Source organism: Aliiroseovarius sp. F47248L, assembly GCF_023016085.1.
Taxonomy (GTDB): domain Bacteria; phylum Pseudomonadota; class Alphaproteobacteria; order Rhodobacterales; family Rhodobacteraceae; genus Aliiroseovarius.
The window spans coordinates 579,443-600,480 of record NZ_JALKBF010000001.1 but is presented as its reverse complement, the minus strand read 5'-3'; the positions used below and the strand labels follow the sequence as shown (position 1 = coordinate 600,480).

Annotated in this window: 19 protein-coding genes; 11 read left to right on the top strand and 8 right to left on the bottom strand. The window is 57.2% G+C overall.

Annotation, left to right across the window (positions count from 1 at the left end):
• Positions 1 to 38 precede the first annotated feature (38 nt).
• Positions 39 to 788, top strand: a complete 750-nt coding sequence (locus MWU51_RS03000) for a rhomboid family intramembrane serine protease (protein ID WP_247034591.1) — start codon at positions 39 to 41, stop codon at positions 786 to 788.
• Between the two features lie 63 nt (positions 789 to 851).
• Here MWU51_RS03000 and MWU51_RS02995 read toward each other — a convergent pair whose 3' ends face one another.
• The 3 genes from MWU51_RS02995 to MWU51_RS02985 form a co-directional block, all read right to left on the bottom strand.
• Positions 852 to 1,052 carry a hypothetical protein gene (locus MWU51_RS02995; protein WP_247034589.1) on the bottom strand — a complete coding sequence of 67 codons (201 nt, stop codon included), beginning with the start codon at positions 1,050 to 1,052 and terminating at the stop codon, positions 852 to 854.
• 71 nt (positions 1,053 to 1,123) lie between these two features.
• Positions 1,124 to 1,912 carry an inositol monophosphatase family protein gene (locus MWU51_RS02990; RefSeq protein WP_247034587.1) on the bottom strand — a complete coding sequence of 263 codons (789 nt, stop codon included), beginning with the start codon at positions 1,910 to 1,912 and terminating at the stop codon, positions 1,124 to 1,126.
• Between the two features lie 72 nt (positions 1,913 to 1,984).
• The gene (locus MWU51_RS02985) at positions 1,985 to 2,890 is read right to left on the bottom strand and encodes a LysR family transcriptional regulator (protein WP_247034586.1); all 906 of its coding nucleotides are present in this window, start codon (positions 2,888 to 2,890) and stop codon (positions 1,985 to 1,987) included.
• 100 nt (positions 2,891 to 2,990) lie between these two features.
• On the opposite strand from MWU51_RS02985, the gene metF reads away from it, so the two are divergent.
• Positions 2,991 to 3,857 carry a methylenetetrahydrofolate reductase [NAD(P)H] gene (gene metF / locus MWU51_RS02980; protein WP_247038663.1) on the top strand — a complete coding sequence of 289 codons (867 nt, stop codon included), beginning with the start codon at positions 2,991 to 2,993 and terminating at the stop codon, positions 3,855 to 3,857.
• A gap of 33 nt (positions 3,858 to 3,890) precedes the next feature.
• Here metF and MWU51_RS02975 read toward each other — a convergent pair whose 3' ends face one another.
• Entirely contained in the window at positions 3,891 to 5,030 is a 1,140-nt protein-coding gene (locus MWU51_RS02975; RefSeq protein ID WP_247034585.1) for a type III PLP-dependent enzyme, read from the bottom strand.
• Positions 5,031 to 5,159: 129 nt separating this feature from the next.
• Here MWU51_RS02975 and MWU51_RS02970 point away from each other — a divergent pair, with 129 nt between their 5' ends.
• The 3 genes from MWU51_RS02970 to MWU51_RS02960 all read left to right on the top strand — a co-directional run bounded on the left by MWU51_RS02970 (position 5,160) and on the right by MWU51_RS02960 (position 11,590).
• Complete coding sequence (locus tag MWU51_RS02970; RefSeq protein WP_191284993.1) at positions 5,160 to 5,591, top strand: Lrp/AsnC family transcriptional regulator; 432 nt, start codon at positions 5,160 to 5,162, stop codon at positions 5,589 to 5,591.
• A gap of 605 nt (positions 5,592 to 6,196) precedes the next feature.
• A complete protein-coding gene (locus MWU51_RS02965) occupies positions 6,197 to 8,335 on the top strand; it encodes an autotransporter domain-containing protein (RefSeq protein WP_247034584.1) in 2,139 nt (712 codons plus the stop codon).
• Between the two features lie 126 nt (positions 8,336 to 8,461).
• Entirely contained in the window at positions 8,462 to 11,590 is a 3,129-nt protein-coding gene (locus MWU51_RS02960) for a valine--tRNA ligase (protein ID WP_247034583.1), read from the top strand.
• Between the two features lie 62 nt (positions 11,591 to 11,652).
• On the opposite strand, the gene MWU51_RS02955 is transcribed toward MWU51_RS02960, so the two are convergent.
• Positions 11,653 to 11,829, bottom strand: a complete 177-nt coding sequence (locus MWU51_RS02955) for a Tat pathway signal protein (RefSeq protein WP_247034579.1) — start codon at positions 11,827 to 11,829, stop codon at positions 11,653 to 11,655.
• A 96-nt stretch (positions 11,830 to 11,925) separates the two neighbouring features.
• Here MWU51_RS02955 and MWU51_RS02950 point away from each other — a divergent pair, with 96 nt between their 5' ends.
• On the top strand, positions 11,926 to 13,038 hold the full coding sequence (locus MWU51_RS02950) for a pyridoxal phosphate-dependent aminotransferase (RefSeq protein WP_247034576.1): 1,113 nt from the start codon (positions 11,926 to 11,928) through the stop codon (positions 13,036 to 13,038).
• Here MWU51_RS02950 and MWU51_RS02945 read toward each other — a convergent pair.
• Positions 13,035 to 14,234 (bottom strand): aminotransferase class V-fold PLP-dependent enzyme, encoded by a 1,200-nt coding sequence (locus tag MWU51_RS02945; RefSeq protein ID WP_247034575.1) that lies wholly within the window; start codon positions 14,232 to 14,234, stop codon positions 13,035 to 13,037. The two genes, MWU51_RS02950 and MWU51_RS02945, sit on opposite strands and share 4 nt — an antisense overlap.
• Positions 14,235 to 14,391: 157 nt before the next feature.
• On the opposite strand from MWU51_RS02945, the gene MWU51_RS02940 reads away from it, so the two are divergent.
• The 3 genes from MWU51_RS02940 to MWU51_RS02930 are packed head-to-tail and all read left to right on the top strand — an operon-like array spanning position 14,392 to position 17,749.
• On the top strand, positions 14,392 to 15,078 hold the full coding sequence (locus tag MWU51_RS02940; RefSeq protein WP_247034572.1) for a tyrosine-protein phosphatase: 687 nt from the start codon (positions 14,392 to 14,394) through the stop codon (positions 15,076 to 15,078).
• Entirely contained in the window at positions 15,075 to 16,952 is a 1,878-nt protein-coding gene (locus MWU51_RS02935) for an ABC transporter ATP-binding protein (RefSeq protein WP_247034571.1), read from the top strand. Before MWU51_RS02940 ends, MWU51_RS02935 begins: the two co-directional genes overlap by 4 nt.
• Positions 16,953 to 17,005: 53 nt before the next feature.
• The gene (locus MWU51_RS02930; RefSeq protein WP_247034570.1) at positions 17,006 to 17,749 is read left to right on the top strand and encodes a folate-binding protein; all 744 of its coding nucleotides are present in this window, start codon (positions 17,006 to 17,008) and stop codon (positions 17,747 to 17,749) included.
• A gap of 10 nt (positions 17,750 to 17,759) precedes the next feature.
• On the opposite strand, the gene MWU51_RS02925 is transcribed toward MWU51_RS02930, so the two are convergent.
• Positions 17,760 to 18,305 carry a pseudouridine synthase gene (locus MWU51_RS02925; RefSeq protein WP_247034569.1) on the bottom strand — a complete coding sequence of 182 codons (546 nt, stop codon included), beginning with the start codon at positions 18,303 to 18,305 and terminating at the stop codon, positions 17,760 to 17,762.
• Positions 18,306 to 18,367: 62 nt separating this feature from the next.
• Positions 18,368 to 18,931, bottom strand: coding sequence for an elongation factor P (gene efp, locus MWU51_RS02920; protein WP_247034568.1), 564 nt, complete (start codon positions 18,929 to 18,931; stop codon positions 18,368 to 18,370).
• Positions 18,932 to 19,146: 215 nt separating this feature from the next.
• Here efp and MWU51_RS02915 point away from each other — a divergent pair, with 215 nt between their 5' ends.
• Positions 19,147 to 19,464 (top strand): DUF6280 family protein, encoded by a 318-nt coding sequence (locus MWU51_RS02915; RefSeq protein WP_091429074.1) that lies wholly within the window; start codon positions 19,147 to 19,149, stop codon positions 19,462 to 19,464.
• Positions 19,465 to 19,584: 120 nt separating this feature from the next.
• Complete coding sequence (locus MWU51_RS02910) at positions 19,585 to 21,030, top strand: cobyric acid synthase (protein ID WP_247034566.1); 1,446 nt, start codon at positions 19,585 to 19,587, stop codon at positions 21,028 to 21,030.
• Positions 21,031 to 21,038: the final 8 nt, after the last annotated feature.

The following is a 21,038-nucleotide window of genomic DNA, read 5'->3' as shown; positions in this document are numbered from 1 at the left end:
CGCTTGACCCGGTGGCCGCCATCGGGTCAATTCCCCCCATGTTTCCGATACGCGACCACAATCCGTCCGAACGCACGCCCTATGTCACCTATGGGTTGATTGCCGCGAACCTGATCGTCTTTCTGATGATGCTGCCGCTCTATGGCAACGACGCGGCGTCGGGGCGGGTATTTGTCAAATATGGCCTGATCCCTCTGCGTTTGATGAGCGGGGATGGATACGAAACGATCCTGACTTCGATGTTCCTGCATGGCAGCTTTATGCATTTCGCGGGCAACATGTTGTTTTTGTGGATATTTGGCGACAACCTTGAAGACATCCTTGGCCATGTCAGGTTTGCTGTGTTCTATCTTGTCTCAGGTCTTGGGGCGGCTTTGTTGCAGGTGGCGGCTGACGTTTCTAGCGTTGTGCCCATGGTGGGGGCATCGGGTGCGATCACAGGGGTGATGGGGGGCTATCTTCTGCTGTTTCCACGGGCGCGTGTCGATGTCCTGTTCATCTTTGTCGTGATATTCAGAGTGTTTCCCTTCCCGGCTTGGCTGATGCTGTTGCTCTGGTTCGGGTTGCAGGTGGTCAACGGGGCGTTGAATTGGTCTCAAATGGGCGGCGGCGTTGCTTATTGGGCGCATGCCGGCGGCTTTATTGCCGGGTTTCTGTTTGTGTTGCCAGTATGGAAAGGTCTGGGTGGGCAAATGTTCTGGGCCCAAACGGACGGGCATCCTGATCATCCAGATGCACGCTATAAGTTCGCGAAAAGCACAGTCCCGACAGTTCGTCGTCGGAAATAAACGGCCGAGAATGGCGCAATACGTGAAAATCTGCCCCCGCCCCTTGGAAGCACCAACAGGATTCTAACTGCCAACTGATTGATTAGCTACAACGCTGCTAATCTGGTCGGTCAGCCCGGGAATATTGCCGGCGACAATAAACATGCTGGCCATCCCCAACATAACAAGAGATGCTGTCAACACGACCCAGTCGACGGTAACAGCACCATCTTCGTCCGTGATCTGCCCGGAGATACGGGCGGCAATATTCTTTAACTGTTTCATATTGCTTTTCTTCCCGAACAATCAGGCAGCAATATGTCATTGAAGCGGTATTTTACAGTTGTAGGCGGGAACTAGCTCCCCCGCACAAGACCCGAGAATTTATCGAAAATAGCCTCGTTTGCGGCAATTACTTCGCCATCTTGCAGGATTGACCCCTCGGGGTTGATCGGGGCTACAAAGCCGCCAGCCTCGCGCACGATGACCAGCCCTGCGGCCATGTCCCAGGCGTTCAGGCGGCGTTCCCAGAACCCGTCATAGCGACCAGCGGCCACATAGGCGAGGTCCAGTGCCGCGGCACCAAACCGGCGCACACCAGAGCAACTTGGCAGAATACGCGCAAGGTCTTGCAGCGTGTCGGGCAGATCAGCGCGGCCAGCAAAAGGCAGCCCAGTTGCAAACAGGCTTTCAATTGGGCGCGACCGACCGGATACACGCAGGCGGCTTTGGTTCAACCATGCGCCTTCGCCTTTTTCCGCGGTGAACATCTCGTCCTTCGCGGCGTCATAGATCACCCCTGCGACGACTTCACCTTTATGCTCCAGCGCAATCGAGATCGCCCAATGTGGCAGACCGTGCAGAAAGTTGGTGGTGCCATCCAGAGGGTCGACAATCCAGCGGCGTGTGGGGTCTTTCCCGTCCGTCGCGGCGCTTTCCTCTGCCAGCCAGCCATAGTTGGGACGTGCCTCCATCAAGATATCGCGGATAATCTTTTCTGCGGCTATATCTGCCTTCGACACAAAATCACCCGCACCTTTCATCGAGACCTGAAGGTTCTCGACCTCGCGGAAGTCCTTCACAAGGCTGCGCCCGGCCATACGGGCGGCCTTGATCATCACATTAAGATTTGCACTGCCTTCCATCGGGGCGCTCCTATCATCTCAGACGGCGCGTATACGCCGAGAGACCTTGTTTGCCAAGCCCGTTTCCCCGCTTCATGCTCGCTGAAGCTTGACCGGTTCAGACCGGCACAATCGGATCATATGGGCAACGTATGGCACGATAGCATCCTCTTCACGAGTGGCGGCATACATGCGTTTGGATAACCCCTGTTCCGTCAGCGATCGCGTGGCATAGTCAGGATTATCTTCGACGTTGCGCAGCACCCAGTCTGGCATGACCGCAACGCCCCTTCCGGCAGCCACCAACATCAGGATGACTTCGGTCATCTCCACCTGCCGAACCGCACGCGGCTCGATCCGAGCCGGGGTCAGCAGCGCCGAGAACACATCAGTTTTCGATCTCTCTACCGGATAGGTCAACAGCAACTCTTCCTCGAAATCCTCAGCTTCGATGAAATCATGCTGTGCCAATCTGTGCCCTGCGGCGGCCACAAATCGCGGCTCATAGTCAAACAGCGGTGCAAAGGTGATACCCGGCATCGCAATGGGATCTGACGAGATCACGAAGTCGACCTCTTCCCGCCTGAGTGCTTCAAGCGCGTCGAAAGCCAGCCGTTGACGAATGTCCAGATCGACCTCGGGCCAAGCGTGGCGCAACTTGTCAAGTACAGGAAACAACCAATCAAAGCAGGCATGGCATTCAATGGCAATATGTAATCGGCCAGAACGGCCTGATCTCAACGACCTGAACTCTTCTTCCAGCCGCGACACTTCGGGCAAAATGTGTTCAGCAAGGCGCAGCAGTTTCAGTCCCGCTGGGCTCAGCCTCATCGGCTTGGTGCGGCGGTGAAACAGCTCCATCCCGACCTGATCCTCCAACCCTTTGATCTGGTGGCTGAGCGCTGATTGTGTGATGTGCAGAATGTCCGCTGCCCGCGCCAAACTGCCAGCCTGATGGATCGCCCGAATGGTGCGTAAATGACGAAATTCCAAGTACATGCACGAGACTCATGTTTATTGTGAGAATTATGAATTTGTCTCACAAACCAGTTTTTGGCACAAGAGGGTAACAGTTATGTCCAAGTTATCCGAGGCCACAATGACAACGCCCAACATTTCGTTCGAGTTTTTCCCACCTCAGTCGCTGGATGCGTCGTTCCGGCTTTGGGAGACTGTGCGCGAATTGGCGCCATTGGACCCCGGCTTTGTGTCGGTCACCTATGGAGCGGGTGGGACGACCCGTGAATTGACGCATGAAGCCGTGCAAACCATCCACAAGCATTATGACCTGAATGTCGCTGCACACCTGACATGTGTCGATGCCACGCGCGACGAAACACTGTCCATTGCAAAAGACTATGCCAAAGCTGGCGTTTCTGAGATCGTCGCCCTACGAGGTGATCCACCCAAGGGCAGTGATCGTTTTGTGCCGAACAAGGACGGATTTGCCTCGTCGTTGGACCTGATCGAGGCACTTGCGGAGACCGGTGATTTTCACATCCGCGTTGGCGCCTATCCCGATCCTCACCCTGAAAGCGCTGATCTGGATGCCAATGTGGCCTGGCTAAAGCGCAAAGTAGATGCGGGTGCCAACTCGGCGATCACGCAGTTCTTCTTCGAGGATGACACCTTCTTCCGGTTCCGCGACAAATGCGAAAAAGCCGGGATCGACGTGCCGATTATTCCCGGCATTCTACCGATTGAAAACTGGAGCGGCGTGCGCAAATTTGCTGAACGCTGCGGTGCACATATTCCGAGCTGGCTGGATGATGCGTTTTCCAAAGCCACCCGCGACGGGCGCGAAGATCTGCTGTCCACAGCTTTGTGCACTGAACTGTGTTCCGACCTGATTGACGGCGGTGTCGAAGACCTGCACTTCTACACACTGAACAAACCTGCCCTGACCCGCGAAGTGGCGCATGCGTTGGGGATCACACCTCGCGTCAAACTGCAAGATGTCGCTTAACCACCGATATTGTAGCTATTTCAGCGCGCTGGTTTACACACCGGCGCGCTGCACCGTCACCATGTCAATCTGCCCATAGCCGTTGAACCGGGTCACGGTTGCAAGGCTATAAGCCCCCATCCCCGAGAACAGCACATAGTCGTCTTCGGCCAGATCTTCAGGCAACGCCAGAGGATCCGGAAGCTGGTCGATGGAATCGCAGGTCGGCCCGAACACAGTGCACTTGATCATTGCACCTTTATGCCGTTTGCCATTGGCCCGAACAGTCGCGATGCGATCCGGCACCCCGATGGACGGCGCTTCGGACAAAGCACCATAAACCCCATCGTTCAGAAAAACCGCATGATCCTCGCGGATGGATTTCACCCGCGTGGCAAGGGTGAAGGCTTCGGCAACCATCGCGCGTCCCGGCTCGCAAACCAGCGCGGGTGCGTCAGTTCCAAAGGCATTTTCAACCGCGCGATGAATTGCCGCGAAGATTGCATTCAGATCCGGGGCCACACCACGGTTGGCGGCAAACCCGCCGCCGACGTTCAAACGCGCTAGTTTTACACCCGCTTTCTTCGCGACTTCGGCGCAGGTCGCGATATAGGTCGACCATGCCGATGGACTTGCGCACTGCGTGCCGGGATGGAAAGTCATCGACGAAATGAAACCCGCCTCTTTCACCATGCGCAACAGCGCCACGGCTTGCTCGACATCCGCCCCGAATTTCGCGCCGAAATGATAGGCCGCACCCTCAACCGGCAGGCGCAGACGTACAGAAACTTCAATTCCATTCGGATCGACCTGTGCGCGCAGCTTCTCAAATTCATGCGGGGCATCCACTGAGTAGGACCGGACACCCAGCGCCACCGCCTCGGCAATCTCATCGCGGGACCGAACGGGGTTGTTGTAATGCATCACAGCATCAGGCGACACAGCGCGCAAAGCGTGCATCTCGGCGGGGCTAGCAACGTCGAAGGCGCTGATGCCACAAGCCACAAGATTTTCCAGCACCACACGAGAATCATTGGCTTTCACAGCGTAGGTAACAAGACCATCGAACCCGTCTACAAATTGCTGCACTGTCGTCTGCAAGGTCGCAGGCGCAAAAAACAGTACTGGCCGTTTCGGCGTTTCGGATTTCAAATGTGACAGGGCTGTCAGCCAGATCGAGGGTTGCCTGCTCATGTTCGCTCGCTTTGTAAAAGGTCTGTTCGCATCGTTCCTTTAGAATCTGAACAGACGCCGTCGATTTCCAGTGGCATTTCGGACAATATGTCGTGTATTTTCCGCCGAAATATCGAGGATACCGACCATATGGATGACAAAGACCGCGAATTGCTTGCTCAGCTTGAAGGGAATGCACGCCTGCCAGTGGCTACGCTTGCGCGGCGATTGGGGCTTGCCCGCTCGACAGTTCAAGCCCGGATCGAACGATTGGAAGAAAAAGGCATCATTGCAGGGTATGCGCTTAGGCTCGGGGATGCAGCCCGCGGCGACCGCATACGGGCAACCGTTCTGATCGCGATCGAACCACGTTCGACACCCGCCGTTCTGGCGCGTCTGAAAACACTGACTGCAGTTGAAACGGCACATACGGCGTCAGGCCGGTTCGACATGATCTTGCAACTGGCCGCAAAATCCACAGCTGAACTAGACCAAACGCTTGATGCAATTGGTGAAATAGATGGGGTGAAAAGCTCGGAAAGTCTGATCCACCTCTCGACGCGGATCAACCGACTGGGCTAGAACTGACGCATTGATTTGTCTTGTTCTCGGACGAGTGCGTCATAGCCATTCAAACCATCCCCACCGCGCTGATTGATGTGCAGAAGCCGGGCACAAAGAGATTGCGAACAAAGATGTCAGTCTTTGCGGCGCCGGGTATCTGAAAACCTAAACTTAACAACCTTTGAAGCCATCTCGCCCGAAGGTCTAACACAGCGGGTATTTCTTGAACACTATGCCCCATCAGGCAAGCCCCACGATCTTGGCACCCAAACAGCCCTGTCAAACGTCACTGAAGGTACAAGCACGCTTGCACAAATCGAACATTCTACGAAGTGCGACGCATCGGACGTTGTCACGCAATCAGGAATTTTCTACTATTCAGAGAGCGCAGTAAGGGCCATGTTGCAGCATATTGTCATCCTGCGCATGATCGCCTAGTTGTTTTTTTACGACTACAGTCAGTTTTATCGATGATAAATTAAATGATCTACGCCCAGATAGGGCGATTTTGGTAACATTTGGAAAACACCGAAGGGCAAGGGCGGGCGCAGGCTAAGTTTACCAATGTTGGTGGGGCTGTCTATTCCTTCAAAAATTCGTGTGTTCTCAGTTGCGAGGGGCAAATGAAAGTCTATTCCGAGGATCGAGCATCTGATTGCTCAGTTTTGAAAATCAGCACCAAAGCGCGGCAATTTGCTGTTGTATCAGCGCTGGCTTTGACGGCGCATCCAGCGATTGCCCAGACATCCACCCCCACCATGGAAGAGATACCCACCTTTGATGATGGGGCTCTTTTCACAGCCTCCGATGCTGTGGACATCTCAGCCGATGGGTCTGTGGTTGTCGGCAATGCATCAGATGCGGCAAGTGACCCGCGTGCATTCGCCTATCTGGGCGGTACGCTTGTCGACCTTGCCCCCGCAATTGGCGATTTCAGTTACGCCACGGGCGCCAGCCAGGATGGGTCAGTAATCACTGGATATGTGTATTCGGCTGGCAATCCATCCATGTTTTACTGGACTCAGGCAACAGGTGCCGTCGCCATTCCGATTGGCGCGGGCGTGTACGGTGAAGCTAATGACATCAGCGCCGATGGTTCTCGGATTGTCGGCACCATCTATGATAATGGCGGGGCGACACCCTTGCCCGCCGGGCCGACTTCTCCTGCCCCTTATGACCGCGCCTTTGTCTGGACCCGTGCGACAAACACTTTTGTGACGCTGCCAAGCCTCGTCGCTGGTGGGGACATGTTTGGATATGACATCAGCGACAATGGCAGCATCGTTGTCGGGCGGGGTGAAACCGCAACTACTGTACATGCGTTTCGTGCGGTGGTTGGCGGGGCCACAACCGATCTGGGCACCATCGGCGGCGCAACCGGGCAAAGCCGCGCCAACGGCGTCAGCGGCGACGGGCTGGTTGTTGTTGGTCAATCGGTGGCACCTTCAGTGACCGGCCAGCGGGCTTTCCGGTGGAGCGCAGGCACGGGCATGGTTCGACTGGCCTCCACGGATGAAGCGAATGTTGTCTTTTCGCTGGCAAACGCGGCAAGCCGCGACGGATCTTATGTGGCAGGTGCAGCACGCTATTCGACCACACCGGGCTATCGCGCCCTGCGTTGGGATGAAAACGGCGTGGCGCTGGATCTGGGTGATCTGACGTCTGCCAACAGCGGCACATCTTTTGCCAATGGTATCAGTGCCGACGGGTCTGTCGTCGTTGGGGTCGCCTCCAATGATGCAGGAGATTCACGGGGTTTCATCTGGCGTGATGCCGCTCAACCCGGTGGCACCATGCTGGATCACGTAAACACTTTGACCCAAGTCGCAAATAACGCGGCCGAGCAAGCCGCGGGCGCACTTTATCTGGACAATCTGGTTCAGTTTACGTTGAGCCAATCGCTTGAGCTACCGGTCGACGGCGGTCAAGGTGGTAGAAGCAAAGCGGGCTTGGGGCGTCCCTATTCAATGAAAATTGCGGCGGGCGCTGCCAATAATCGCGATGGTAATGACACAGCCATTCTAGGTCTGGTGGCTGCCACCGCGTTGAACGACAACCTGTCACTTGGCGGCTTTGTCGGGCTTGGCAATGATGACGACACCCTGACCGGTTTCGGCATTGACGGGACCTTCCGCAGCTTTGGCGTTTATCTGCAAGGCGGGCATCCCAGAACACAAGGTCTGAACTGGAAACTGGCCACGGCGCGGACTGCGGCTGATGTGGAAATTACGCGCTCGACTGCTCTTGCAAACACTGAGCGTGGAACTGGCACCACGGATATGAGTGCACACGCCACGTCGATCGAACTTGGTTATGGTCTGCAACGTGGTGCAGCGCTGGTGACACCCTTCTTACGCGTGACACGGTCGTCGGTTCAGCGCGATGGTTATACCGAAACAGGTGCGGTTGCATTCCCAGTGACATATGACGATTACGAGGTCAGCGCCACGATCGCCACTTTGGGTGCGGATGTACGCATCCCTGTTTCTGAGGCTGGCGTCGTGCGCTTGAATGCTGGTGTAGATTGGGATCTCTCCCGTACCGCCAACACCGTGTCTGGCACCAGCGCCATCCCCGGCATGACAACGTTCGCAATTGCAGGTCCTGCGTTAGAGAACGAAAAACGGTTGTTCGCAGAAGCTCATTACACTCACAGTCTTGGCAACGGTCGCAGCTACGACGTGGGACTGGGCATCAACCAGACTGCCTATGCTGACAAACCATCCGTGATGGCGACGGTCGGATATCAGATGAATTTCTGAAACCATCCAAAATGAACAAGGATGCGCCCGGGCCGACGCTCGGGCGTTGTCATTTGGGACCGGGCTTCCCCTTTCCGTTCGTCTTGGGTAAACGGTCTTGAACTCATTCGACTTGGGACGAACACCATGGCCATGGACAAGACCTTCGACGCTGCATCCGCCGAGGCACGCATCTATCAAACCTGGGAAGACGCGGGCGCTTTCAAAGCTGGTGCAAACGCCAAACCGGGCGCGGACAGCTTCGCGATCATGATTCCGCCGCCCAACGTCACGGGCGCGCTGCATGTGGGCCATGCGTTCAACAACACCTTGCAGGACATTCTGATCCGCTGGCACCGGATGCGTGGCTTTGACACGCTGTGGCAACCCGGTCAGGACCACGCGGGCATCGCCACCCAGCTTCAGGTCGAAAAGATGCTGGCCGAAACCCAACAGCCCGGTCGCCGTGAATTGGGCCGCGAGGCGTTTCTTGAGAAGGTCTGGGAATGGAAGGGCAATTCCGGCTCGACCATCATCAACCAGTTGAAGCGCCTGGGATCGACCTGCGACTGGTCGCGCAACGCGTTCACCATGGCTGGCGCACCGGGCGACCCGCGCACAGGTCACGAGAATTCCGCCGATTTCCACGATGCCGTTCTGAAGGTCTTTGTGGATATGTATGACAAGGGCCTGATCTATCGCGGCAAGCGTCTGGTCAATTGGGACCCGCATTTCGAGACCGCGATTTCCGACCTTGAGGTCGAAAACATCGAGACCCCGGGCCATATGTGGCACTTCAAATACCCGCTGGCAGGTGGCGCGACCTATACCTATGTCGAGAAAGACGAGGACGGGAACATCACGCTGGAAGAGGAGCGCGACTTTATCTCGATCGCCACGACCCGGCCTGAAACCATGCTGGGTGACGGCGCAGTTGCCGTACACCCCGATGACGAACGCTATGCACCCATCGTTGGCAAGCTGTGCGAAATCCCCGTGGGTCCGAAAGAACATCGCCGCCTGATCCCGATTATCACCGACGATTACCCGGATATGAATTTTGGCTCAGGTGCGGTGAAGATCACCGGTGCGCATGACTTCAACGACTATCAGGTCGCCAAGCGCGGCAATATCCCGATGTATTCGCTGATGGACACGCGCGGGCACATGCGGGCCGACGGGCTGCCCTATGCTGAGGAGGCCGCGACCGCCCAGCGCATCGCCAATGGCGAAGAGGGTTTCGACGAGGCAAAGATCGCCGCGATGAACCTTGTGCCTGATGATTTGCGCGGGCTGGACCGGTTCGAAGCCCGCAAACGGGTGGTAGACCAGATCACATCCGAAGGTCTGGCTGTGATGATCACCCAAACCGTTGAGGTCGATGGTGAGGAAATCACAGGCACGGTTCCTTACGTCGAGAGCAAACCGATCATGCAGCCCTTCGGGGATCGTTCCAAGGTCGTGATCGAACCGATGCTGACCGACCAGTGGTTTGTGGACGCCGAGAAGATCGCCGGCCCTGCGTTGGACGCGGTGCGCAATGGCGACGTGAAGATCATGCCCGAAAGTGGCGAGAAGGTCTTTTTCCACTGGCTTGAGAATATCGAACCTTGGTGCATCTCGCGTCAATTGTGGTGGGGGCATCAAGTGCCAGTTTGGTATGGGCTTGATCTCTCTGGAGAAGGTTTCAAAGACGATGAGGGCGACAGTGCACTTGATCTGGTCGAGATGGGGCGTCTGCTATTGCAACAAGACATGTTGCCCGGGCACGAACACAGCCATTGCGCGCATGATTTCGATGCGGTTGCACCTAAGTTTAACGAGGTGCTTGTTACCCTGCCCACCCCGCTCAGCCACGCCCGAGTGGTTGAGGTGGCAGATCGGGCGACTGCCATTCACGCGCTGGCAGTTTGCCTTGCCGTATATGAGAGCACGCAGGACCCGACCAAGCTGGTCTATCCGGTCTGGCGCGACCCCGACGTGCTCGACACATGGTTTTCGTCGGGCCTCTGGCCCTTCGGGACGCTGGGCTGGCCGCAGGACACCGACGAACTCAATCGCTTCTTCCCCGGTGATGTGCTGATCACTGGTCAGGACATCCTGTTCTTCTGGGTCGCCCGGATGATGATGATGAGCCAGGCGGTGACGGGCAAGAACCCGTTCCACACGGTCTATCTGCACGGTCTTGTCCGGGACGAGAAGGGCAAGAAGATGTCCAAGACCACCGGCAACGTGATCGACCCGCTGGAAATCATCGACGAATACGGTGCGGATGCGCTGCGGTTCACCAACACCTCCATGGCATCCATCGGCGGCGTGTTGAAGCTGTCGCGCGAACGCATCGCGGGCTATCGCAATTTCGGCACCAAGCTGTGGAATGCCGCCCGCTTTGCCGAAATGAACGACTGCAAACCGGTCGCCGGGTTCGACCCGAAAAGCCCGACCCAGACGGTGAACCGCTGGATCATCTCGGAAACTGCGCGGGTCCGGGTTGAAGTTGACGAAGCGCTGGCGGCCTATCGTTTCAACGACGCCGCCAACGGGCTTTATGCCTATGTCTGGGGCAAGGTCTGCGACTGGTATGTGGAGTTCTCGAAGCCTCTGTTGAATTCGGAAGACGAGGCTGTGCTGGCCGAGACCCGTGCCACCATGGCGTGGGTGATCGACCAATGCCTGATCATGTTGCACCCGATCATGCCCTTCATCACCGAAGAGCTGTGGGGGCAGATTGCTGCCCGCGACACGATGCTGATCCATGCTGACTGGCCGACCTATGGTGAAGAACTGGCCGATGACGACGCCGCGCGCGAGATGAACTGGGTGATCTCGCTGATCGAAAACATCCGCTCGGCCCGAGCGCAGATGCATGTGCCCGCAGGGCTGAAAGTGCCGTTGATCCTGCAAGAGCTGGATGACGCAGGCCGCACTGCATGGGCGGGCAACGAGGTGATGATCAAACGCATGGCGCGGATCGACAGCATGACCGAGATGAGCGAACTGCCCAAGGGTTGTATCACCATCGCGGTGGCGGGCGGCATCTTCGCCCTGCCTTTGGCCGACATTATCGACGTCGGTGAAGAAATTGCGCGCCTTGAAAAGTCACTCGGTAAGCTTGGCAAGGAATTGGGCGGATTGCGTGGACGGTTGAACAACCCGAAATTCGCAGCAAGCGCTCCGGCAGAGGTTGTGGCCGAGGCCCGCGCCAATCTGGCCGCCCGAGAAGAAGAAGAAGCGACGCTGCTGACCGCGCTCTCCCGTCTTCAGGAAATCGGTTAGGCCCAATGGCAGCAAACTGAACATCAGGCCGGGCAAGCAATCCGGCCTGTTTTGTTTGTGCCTTACGGCACCAGCCGCTCCACCGCGCGCATCATCCCAAGCGACTTGTCATAGACAAGCGTCAGAACGCGGCGCATCGGCGGAGCACTAACGGCCTTGCTGGCGATCTGTGGCAACCCACGGGTCGCCCCAGCCGCGGCCGCACTGGCCAGAAAAAGTCGGCGGTTCATTTTGGGCATAGCGCGCCCTCCACTCGTTAAGAACTCGTCTTATTTGGGTGTTGCCGCTCGATTTTCAACCTTGTCGCCTGTGGCCTGCCCTGCTCTAACACTCGTATGACGAAGACATATGCCCGCCTGACCCCGCTTGCCGACAGCCTTCCCGCGACCGTTCCTTTCGTTGGGCCCGAAACACAAGAACGTGCGCGTGGTCGCAAATTTGCAGCCCGACTTGGGGCAAATGAAAACACCTTTGGGCCATCCCCCCAAGCGATCGACGCAATGGCGCAAGCTGCGCAGGATGTGTGGATGTATGGCGACCCCGAGAACTTTGATTTGCGCACAGCGCTGGCCGCTCATCATAGGATAGATGCCGATAACATCATGGTTGGTGAAGGGATTGACGGATTATTGGGCTATCTTGCGCGTCTGGTCATCGGTCCGCGCGATGTCGTTGTAACTTCGCAGGGAGCATATCCCACGTTCAACTATCACGTTACCGGTTATGGTGGGCGGATTGTGACGGTGCCTTACACGGATGACCACGAGGACCCCGACGCGTTGATCGCCAAGGCCGGCGAGGTCGGAGCCAAACTGGTCTATATCGCCAACCCCGATAATCCGATGGGCACCTGGCACGATGCGGCCACTGTGCAGCGCATGATTGATGCCGTGCCAGAAGGGTGCCTTCTTGTCCTTGACGAAGCGTATATCGAATTTGCACCAAATGGGACTGCCCCGGATATTGTCGCCGACGATCCGCGTGTGATCCGTATGCGTACATTCTCAAAAGCCTATGGAATGGCTGGGGCTCGGGTCGGTTATGCCATTGGCACACGGGATCTGATCACCGCCTTTCATAAAATTCGCAATCACTTTGGGATGTGTCGGATCAGTCAGGCGGGCGCTTTGGTGGCGCTTGAGGATCAGGATTATCTTGACCGTACACTTGCTGATGTGGCGGACGCACGAAGCCGTATTGCCGATATCGCACAGAAAAACGGTCTGACCACCCTGCCTTCGGCCACCAACTTCGTTTCTGTCGACTGCGGGGGAGATAGTGCGGTGGCCCGCGCCGTATTGGAGACACTGATTGCCCAGGATGTCTTCGTTCGTATGCCTTTTGCCAGTCCACAAAACCGGTGCATTCGCGTGTCTGCAGGACGACCCGATGAGTTGGACGATTTCGCGGCGGCTTTGCCCTTCGCGCTTTCGAAGGCGCGCGGTTAAGTGTCTGAGATCACCTGCACAGCAGCCTCAAGCGCGCCCGTGCCATGTGGGATGTGCAGTGCGATCAATCCCGACTGGATAGAGGACAGCGCCCCCATGACCATCGGTGCATTCAGATGGCCCATATGACCCAGACGGAAAAATCCATCGGCATTCGGGTCGTCTTCTGATTGCATGCCCAGTCCAATCCCCAATGTCACGCCAAGCTTTTCCTCAGTCCAGCGCCGCAGCGCCGTGCCATGTGGAGCTCCGATCCGAAGGGAAGTAACCGCGCAAGAACGGTGGGCAGGATCCGCGACGTTCATTTCTAACGGGCCAGAGGTCGACCAGCAATCAAACGCCGCCCAGATCGCGCGAGCTAGATGGGAATGGCGTGTCCAAACGGCCTCAATTCCACCTTCCTCGGTGATCATATCCAGCGCCTCTCGCAACCCGTATAAGTGATGCGTGGGAGCAGTGCCGCCGAAATACTGGTAAAACAGGTCGGGGCTGGCCCGGTCGGTCCAGTCCCAATAGCGGGTGACGCGGGCCATCCCCTTGCGAACTTGGGCTGCCCTGCCACTGAAAAACACAAACGCCATACCCGGCGGCACCATCAACCCTTTTTGCGAGGCTGTGATTGCAACATCGACGCCCCAGGCGTCCATTTCAAACCGGTCACAGCCCATGGATGCGATGCAATCGACCATAAGCAGCGCAGGATGGCCCGCAGCATCCATAGCAGCGCGGACTGCGGCCACATCGTTTTTAATCGACGTCGAAGTATCCACGTGGGTCAGCAAGACAGCACGGATGCGGTGGTATGTATCGGCCTGCAACGCAGTCTCGACCCGGTCCGGGTCCACGGGTGCGCGCATCCCGAAATCATCGATCTGGACCTGCACCCCAAGCGGCTCGGCCATCTCGGTCCAGCCGTGTCCAAACCGCCCAGTGCACAGCGACAGCACCTTGTCGCCAGGGGCAAGCACGTTTGACAAAGCGGCCTCCCACGCCCCGTGACCATTAGCAATGTAAATTGCCACATTATGCCGGGTGCGCGCGATAGCCCTGAGATCGTCAATCAATGCTGGCATCATCTCGACCAGTTCACCTTCATAGATGTTCGGGCCGGGTCGGTGCATCGCGCGCAGCACACGATCAGGCATCACCGACGGACCCGGAATGGCTAGAAAGGGACGTCCGAAAGAAAGTGTCATACCGCGCTCGTTATATTGCGAATTCTTCAATCGGTACTGCGCCGTTACAAGCGCGTCAACAACCCGCCTGCCCGCTGTGCTTGTCTGGATCAGCCCGACAGGATACACCGCCGTGACATTGCCCGCACTTTCGCCGGGCCTGCGAACTGGAGACACCATGTTTTCCAAGGTCTATGCCCGGATCAAACAATGGGAGCGCAGCTGGAAAAGCTCGTTCGGTACAGACATCTCGACGCCAGAAGGGCGCCGGGCAGCGCGGCGTCACAACAATATCGTGGATCATGCGTTTTTGCGGCGCATCCTGCCCAACCGCTATCAATTGTCGGACGAAGCTTGGCGATCCAATCAACCCGATCCGGTTCATTTTCCTGCCCTGCAAAAGATTGGCATCAAGAGCGTAATCAATCTGCGGGGGCCTGACAGGTTTTCCTATTACCTGTTCGAAAAAGAAGCCTGTGCAGATTTCGGTATGACCCTATATGACCACGAGCTGTTTGCCCGCGTTCTGGGCAGCCCAAAGGACTATCTTGACCTGCTTGACCTGATGAAAGAGGTCGAAAAACCCATGTTGATCCATTGCAAATCCGGTGCCGACCGAACCGGGATCGCGGCTGCGCTGTATCTTCTGGACCAAAAAGGGGCTGACATTGACGCGGCCCGGGCGCAACTGTCATTGAAATACGCACATCAACGCTGGTCAAAGGCGGGTATTCTGGATCATCTTTTGGACAGCTATGCTGCCCATTGTGAAACTGATCCGATACCGGTGCGCGACTGGTTGGCGAACCATTATGACCCCGAGGCTGTGACCGCCTCATTCCAATCCAAGCGGAGCAAAGGATGAGCGAAACCGAACGCCCCGACATGATCCGCTGGATGTGGCGCAGCTATATGCGCGCCTATCGCTGGCCGCTTATCGCTGCTGTATTCCTGATGCTGTTGGAAGGTCTGGCTCTGGGGGGCTTGAGCTACATGATCAAGCCGATGTTCGACGTTGCGTTTTCGTCGGGCAGCACTTCGTCGATCGTGATGGTAGCCTTGATTGTGGCAGGGATATTCATCACTCGCGCCATCGCCGCCTTCGGGCATCGTGTGTTGATGGTGCATGTGGGGCAGCGTGTGGCCGCCAAGCTGCAATCAGACATGGTTGCGCATATGCTGCGACTGGACAGCAGTTTCTTTCGCGACAATTCCCCCGGCACACTGATCGAACGCGTGCGTGGGGACGCCCAAGCCATCGCGACCATTTGGGAGGTGGTGTTGGCCGCCGTCGCCCGCGATGTCGTATCACTTTTGGCGCTTTTGGGTGTTGCGTTGTCTATCGACTGGCTCTGGGTCGTGGTGGCGGTCGCCGCCGCGCCGATTCTGACCATTCCGATGGGCATCCTGCAAAAGCGTGTGCGCCGTACGACCACAGACAGCCGGTCGTCGGCCGCCCAGATCTCGACCCGGCTGGACGAGATATTTCACGGCATCAACTCGATCAAACTGTCTGGCACCGAACGCCATGAGCAAGGACGCGTGGATCGTGAAATTGACAGCTTTGCGCGCATGCATCTGCAAAGTCAGGCCAACCAGGGCGGGATCGTCGCGATGGTCGATATCATCGCTGCCGTCGGCTTCTTCGGCGTGCTGGTTTACGGCGGGATGCAGATCAACTCGGGTGCCAAGACGGTCGGTGAGTTTATGAGCTTTTTCACCGCCATGGCATTGGTGTTCGACCCGCTCAGGAACCTTGGAAAAGTGTCTGGGGCCTGGCAGGCGGCTTTGGCCAGCCTTGCTCGTATCCGTAATGTCTTTGACGAACGCCCGTCTATCCTTTCGCCTACAACACCCGTCGCGCTGCCAACTCCGGCGCGCAAAGCTCGGATCGAACTAAGGGATGTCAGCTTTTCATATGGCGACACGCCCGTTTTGCGGGGCGCGAGCTTTACTGCGGAAGCTGGCAGGACAACAGCCTTGGTCGGCGCATCCGGCGCAGGGAAAAGCACTGTCTTCAACCTTCTGACTCGGTTGTCGGATGCAAAGACAGGCAAGGTGATGGTGGGCGGAACGGATGTTGCACGCCTGCCGCTGGACCATCTGCGCGGACTGTTCTCGGTTGTGAGCCAAGAGGCGCTGTTGTTCGACGAAACCCTGCGCGACAATGTCCTGATGGGGCGCACCGATGTCGATGAGAAGACCCTAAAGCATGCGCTGGACGTCGCGCATGTCTCGGATTTCCTACCGCAGATGGAACATGGGCTGGACACACAGGCCGGGCCGCGTGGGTCAAACCTGTCCGGCGGACAGCGCCAGCGTGTGGCCATTGCCCGAGCGGTTCTGCGCAACGCACCGTTTCTATTGTTGGACGAGGCTACGTCGGCATTGGATGCCAAATCAGAAAAACTAGTCCAGAAGGCGTTGGATGAACTGTCGAAGAATCGCACAACGCTCGTCATCGCCCACCGATTGGCCACCGTGCGCGAGGCCGACAAGATCGTCGTCATGGATCAGGGGCAAGTGGTCGACCAAGGAACACATGACGAGTTGTTGGAGCGAGGCGGTATTTACGCCCAGCTTTACAAATTGCAGTTTCAGGACGCCGGCACGCCGGCGCAGACACCCGTACGCAGTAAACGCCGCAAACGGCGCCTGCCACAGATCGAACTGTCCGAGCCTGCTCGCTGGTCTGTGCGTCGGTTGTTCAACGGATTGCTGGGAAGCGGTCGCGACTGACCCTTTCGCTTTGCGATTGCACCCCTATATTGAGGCGGTGACAGGAGAGCAGCATGACAACAGACACATCACGCACGGTTCTGCGCATCGCTGGCAGTGATCGACAGGATTTTCTTCAGGGTCTCATCACCAACGATGTCAAGAAACTGGCAGATGGGTTGGTTTATTCGGCGTTACTAACGCCACAGGGCAAATATCTGGCGGATTTTTTTCTTGTACCAGACGAAGATGCGATTTTGTTGGACGTCGCCACACCTCTGGCGGCATCGCTGGCTCAGCGGCTGACGATGTACAAATTGCGGGCGGATGTGCAGATCATGCCGATCGACATCGCCCCCGCGTGCGGGCTGGGTGAGACGCCGGCGGGTGCATTTGCCGACCCCCGGCATGATGCCATGGGCTGGCGCGCCTATGATGGACAGACCGCTCAGAACGGCGTTGATTGGGACGCCATTCGGGTCGCCTATTGCATTCCGGAAACCGGGATCGAATTGACCCCTGACACCTATCCGTTAGAGGCCGGATTAGATCGCCTGAATGGCGTGGATTTCCGCAAGGGTTGCTATGTCGGGCAAGAGGTAACGGCCCGCATGAAGCACAAGACAGACCTGAAGAAAGGTCTGGCAGTCGTCCAGATCGACGGTATGGCCCCGGTTGGAACGCAAATCAACGCGGCAGGCAAACCGGCTGGAATGCTGTTCACCCAATCCGGCGATCAGGCCATCGCCTATCTGCGATTTGACCGCGCGGGCGCGGACATGCAAGCCGGCGACGCTTCTGTTTCTTGGCTGATGTGATGGCCACGTGTCAGACGTGACGCCATTTGCCCGACCCCAAGCCCTCTAAGGTCCATCCTCCGACCGCGTATCGGATCAGGCGTAGTGTAGGATGTCCAACCGCAGCGGTCATCCGGCGCACCTGCCTGTTTTTGCCTTCGCGAATGGTCAACTCAATCCAACAATCCGGTACGGATTTTCGAAACCGCACCGGCGGGTCACGCAACCAAAGCATTTTGGGTTCGACGATGCGACGCGCCTGCGCCGGGCGGGTCACCCCATCTTTCAGATTCACCCCGTCCCGCAGAGTCTGCAAGGCTGCATCATCGGGAATCCGTTCGACCTGAACCCAATAGGTTTTTGGCAGTTTGTGACGGGGATTGGCGATTTTCGCTTGCAATTCGCCATCATCGGTCAGGACCAACAAACCTTCGCTGTCGCGGTCAAGTCGACCAGCAGGGTAGATCCCCGGCAGATCAATATAATCGGACAAAGTCTGGCGCGGCGCTCCCTCAGAGCCTTTATCAGTGAATTGCGACAGCACGTTGAAGGGTTTGTTAAACAGGATGGTGGTCAAGCCAGGCCTCTCAATAAAAAGGCTGAGCGATCGCCCTGCCCCCAACGGCTTTATGGCCCGCGTCAAGCGCGCTCAGAATATTCCATGGTTTCCGTGTTCACCACGATCGCTTCGCCTTGCCCCACGAAAGGCGGCACGGAAATGCGCACGCCATTGTCCAGAAGCGCCGGCTTGAAGCTGTTTGCAGCTGTCTGGCCTTTCACGACCGGCTCTGTCTCTTCGATGGTGCAGGTGACTTTTTGCGGCAGGGTCGCGTTCAGCGCCTCGCTTTCATAGAATTCCACCACAATGGTCATGCCATCTTGCAAGAATGGGCGACGTTCGCCCAAAAGGTCGGCAGGTAGCTGGATTTGTTCATAGGTTTCCGTGTCCATGAAGATCAACATACCGTCGTCTTCATACAGAAACTGTTGGTCCTTCTGTTCAAGCCGCACGCGTTCGACCTTGTCTGCAGACCGGAAGCGTTCGTTCAGCTTTGATCCGTTGCGCAGGTTCTTCATCTCGACCTGAGCGAACGCGCCGCCTTTGCCGGGCTTAACGTGATCGACCTTCACCGCGGCCCACAGACCACCATTATGCTCCAACACGTTGCCGGGGCGGATTTCGTTACCATTAATTTTGGGCATGCCATAAACCTTCGCAAAAGGTTGAACTCTGTTGGTCTGCACCTATATCTTGACGGTCTGGCTCTGGCAAGGCGACGTATTTCGCATGTCTGGGGCCTTAGGTATGCAATCAACGCATAGCAGACATGTGCCTGCGGGGATACCGAATCGCGCAGAATACGCCATATTGTCCGCTACTCCGACGAGCGCAAGAGCAAGAATAATAAAGGACGACCATGCTGGACTCCGTAGACGGTACCGCTTTCAACAACGAACAAGGCAACCGCGCGCGCAAACTGTTTGCCGCAGTGGTGTTGGCTGCGTTGGACGACGCAATTGCCGATGATAAAAAATACGGCAATGGCCCAGATCAGATTGCCCGCTGGGCACGTTCGCGCGACGGGCGTGAAGTGCTGAGCTGTGCTGGAATCGACCCCAACGAGCGCGTTGTGAAGGGTTTGATGGAATTCGTTTCCAAGGGCATTCGCACCTCGGTGGCGCTTAGCCGCGAAGAAAGTGAGCGTCGTAACGCCGCACAGGCCGAAGCCGCATAAGAAAACAATCCCATTTGGATTGAGCGAAGTCGCGCCCCGTGGGGCGCGTTTTTCGTTCATGGTGGATCATCCGTCGGTTCGGGGCTGGGCAGATTTGCGAAAAGCCCCTATGCAACCGGTATGACCAAAGCGATCATGATACAGGGCGCAGGCTCGAACGTCGGGAAGTCCTTGCTAGTGGCCGGGATTGCGCGGGCTTTTGCGGCGCGCGGCATGAACGTGGCCCCTTTCAAGCCGCAAAACATGTCGAATAATGCCGCTGTAACCATCGACGGGGGCGAGATCGGGCGGGCACAGGCCCTTCAGGCGCGTGCCTGCGGGTTGGAGCCGATGGTAGATATGAACCCGGTGTTGCTGAAGCCAGAAACCGACACGGGCGCACAGGTCATTGTGCAAGGGCAACGTTATGCCACGATGAAGGCCCGCGACTATGGCAAAGCGAAAGCCGATTTGATGCCGCGCGTGCTGGACAGCTTTCGCAGGCTTGGAGCCGGTCGCGATCTGATCATCGTCGAAGGCGCCGGTAGCCCCGCCGAGATCAATCTGCGCGCAGGTGACATTGCCAACATGGGTTTTGCCGAAGCCGCGAACCTGCCCGTCGTACTGGTTGGTGACATCGACCGTGGCGGTGTGATTGCGCAACTGGTGGGCACCTATGCGGTGCTGCCAGTGCAAGATCGAAACCGGATCAAAGCTTTCCTTGTGAATAAATTTCGAGGCGACCCGACCCTGTTTGCCGACGGTGCCGCCGAAATTGCGGATCGCACAGGTTGGTCTGATTTGGGCACCCTGCCTTGGTTTGCCGACGCCTGGCGTCTGCCTGCCGAGGATGTGATGGACATCGCGATCCGGCCTGGTGGCACGTTCAAGATCGCAGTACCGCGGTTGAACCGAATTGCCAATTTCGATGATCTGGACCCGTTGGTCAACGAACCCGAGGTGACAGTCGATATCATCGAACCTGGCCGCGCCCTGCCCGGTGACGCCGATTTAGTGTTGATCCCCGGTTCGAAATCCACCATTGCCGATCTAGCTGATTTCCGTGACCAAGGATGGGATATTGACCTTGCTGGCCATATCCGACGTGGCGGCCATGTATTGGGAATTTGTGGCGGCTATCAAATGCTGGGGCAAAAGATTATCGACCAAGACGGGATCGAAGGACCTCCCGGACAAGTCGTGGGATTGGGACATCTTGATATTACCACCTATCTGGAACCAAAGAAGACCCTTACTTTGACGAAGGCACGTCATATCGTCTCGGGCGAGCCTGTTACGGGTTATGAGATCCATTTGGGTCGCAGCACCGGTCCGGATACGACGCGTGGCTGGATATCAGTGGATGAAAAGCCCGAAGGCGCTGCCAGTGCCGATGGCCGGATCTTGGGATGTTATCTACACGGCTTGTTCTCAGCCGACGGGTTTAGAAAGTCATATCTGGAGAGCTTGGGGGCCAAGGCAGCCTCGACCGGCTTTGAAGCCCGCGTTGATGCCACGCTGGACACCTTGGCCCAACATGTCGAAACTCATCTAGACCTAGATCATCTTCTGACGCTGGCCGAGTGACGCGCTGC

Coding starts and splice junctions, on each gene's coding strand:
- efp (WP_247034568.1), bottom strand. CDS start 18,931: ATGCCCAAAATTAATGGTAACGAAATCCGCCCCGGCAACGTGTTGGAG.
- MWU51_RS02950 (WP_247034576.1), top strand. CDS start 11,926: ATGACGAAGACATATGCCCGCCTGACCCCGCTTGCCGACAGCCTTCCC.
- MWU51_RS02910 (WP_247034566.1), top strand. CDS start 19,585: ATGACCAAAGCGATCATGATACAGGGCGCAGGCTCGAACGTCGGGAAG.
- MWU51_RS02995 (WP_247034589.1), bottom strand. CDS start 1,052: ATGAAACAGTTAAAGAATATTGCCGCCCGTATCTCCGGGCAGATCACG.
- MWU51_RS02915 (WP_091429074.1), top strand. CDS start 19,147: ATGCTGGACTCCGTAGACGGTACCGCTTTCAACAACGAACAAGGCAAC.
- MWU51_RS02930 (WP_247034570.1), top strand. CDS start 17,006: ATGACAACAGACACATCACGCACGGTTCTGCGCATCGCTGGCAGTGAT.
- MWU51_RS02935 (WP_247034571.1), top strand. CDS start 15,075: ATGAGCGAAACCGAACGCCCCGACATGATCCGCTGGATGTGGCGCAGC.
- MWU51_RS02945 (WP_247034575.1), bottom strand. CDS start 14,234: ATGACACTTTCTTTCGGACGTCCCTTTCTAGCCATTCCGGGTCCGTCG.
- metF (WP_247038663.1), top strand. CDS start 2,991: ATGACAACGCCCAACATTTCGTTCGAGTTTTTCCCACCTCAGTCGCTG.
- MWU51_RS03000 (WP_247034591.1), top strand. CDS start 39: ATGTTTCCGATACGCGACCACAATCCGTCCGAACGCACGCCCTATGTC.
- MWU51_RS02960 (WP_247034583.1), top strand. CDS start 8,462: ATGGCCATGGACAAGACCTTCGACGCTGCATCCGCCGAGGCACGCATC.
- MWU51_RS02965 (WP_247034584.1), top strand. CDS start 6,197: ATGAAAGTCTATTCCGAGGATCGAGCATCTGATTGCTCAGTTTTGAAA.
- MWU51_RS02955 (WP_247034579.1), bottom strand. CDS start 11,829: ATGCCCAAAATGAACCGCCGACTTTTTCTGGCCAGTGCGGCCGCGGCT.
- MWU51_RS02985 (WP_247034586.1), bottom strand. CDS start 2,890: ATGTACTTGGAATTTCGTCATTTACGCACCATTCGGGCGATCCATCAG.
- MWU51_RS02970 (WP_191284993.1), top strand. CDS start 5,160: ATGGATGACAAAGACCGCGAATTGCTTGCTCAGCTTGAAGGGAATGCA.
- MWU51_RS02940 (WP_247034572.1), top strand. CDS start 14,392: ATGTTTTCCAAGGTCTATGCCCGGATCAAACAATGGGAGCGCAGCTGG.
- MWU51_RS02990 (WP_247034587.1), bottom strand. CDS start 1,912: ATGGAAGGCAGTGCAAATCTTAATGTGATGATCAAGGCCGCCCGTATG.
- MWU51_RS02975 (WP_247034585.1), bottom strand. CDS start 5,030: ATGAGCAGGCAACCCTCGATCTGGCTGACAGCCCTGTCACATTTGAAA.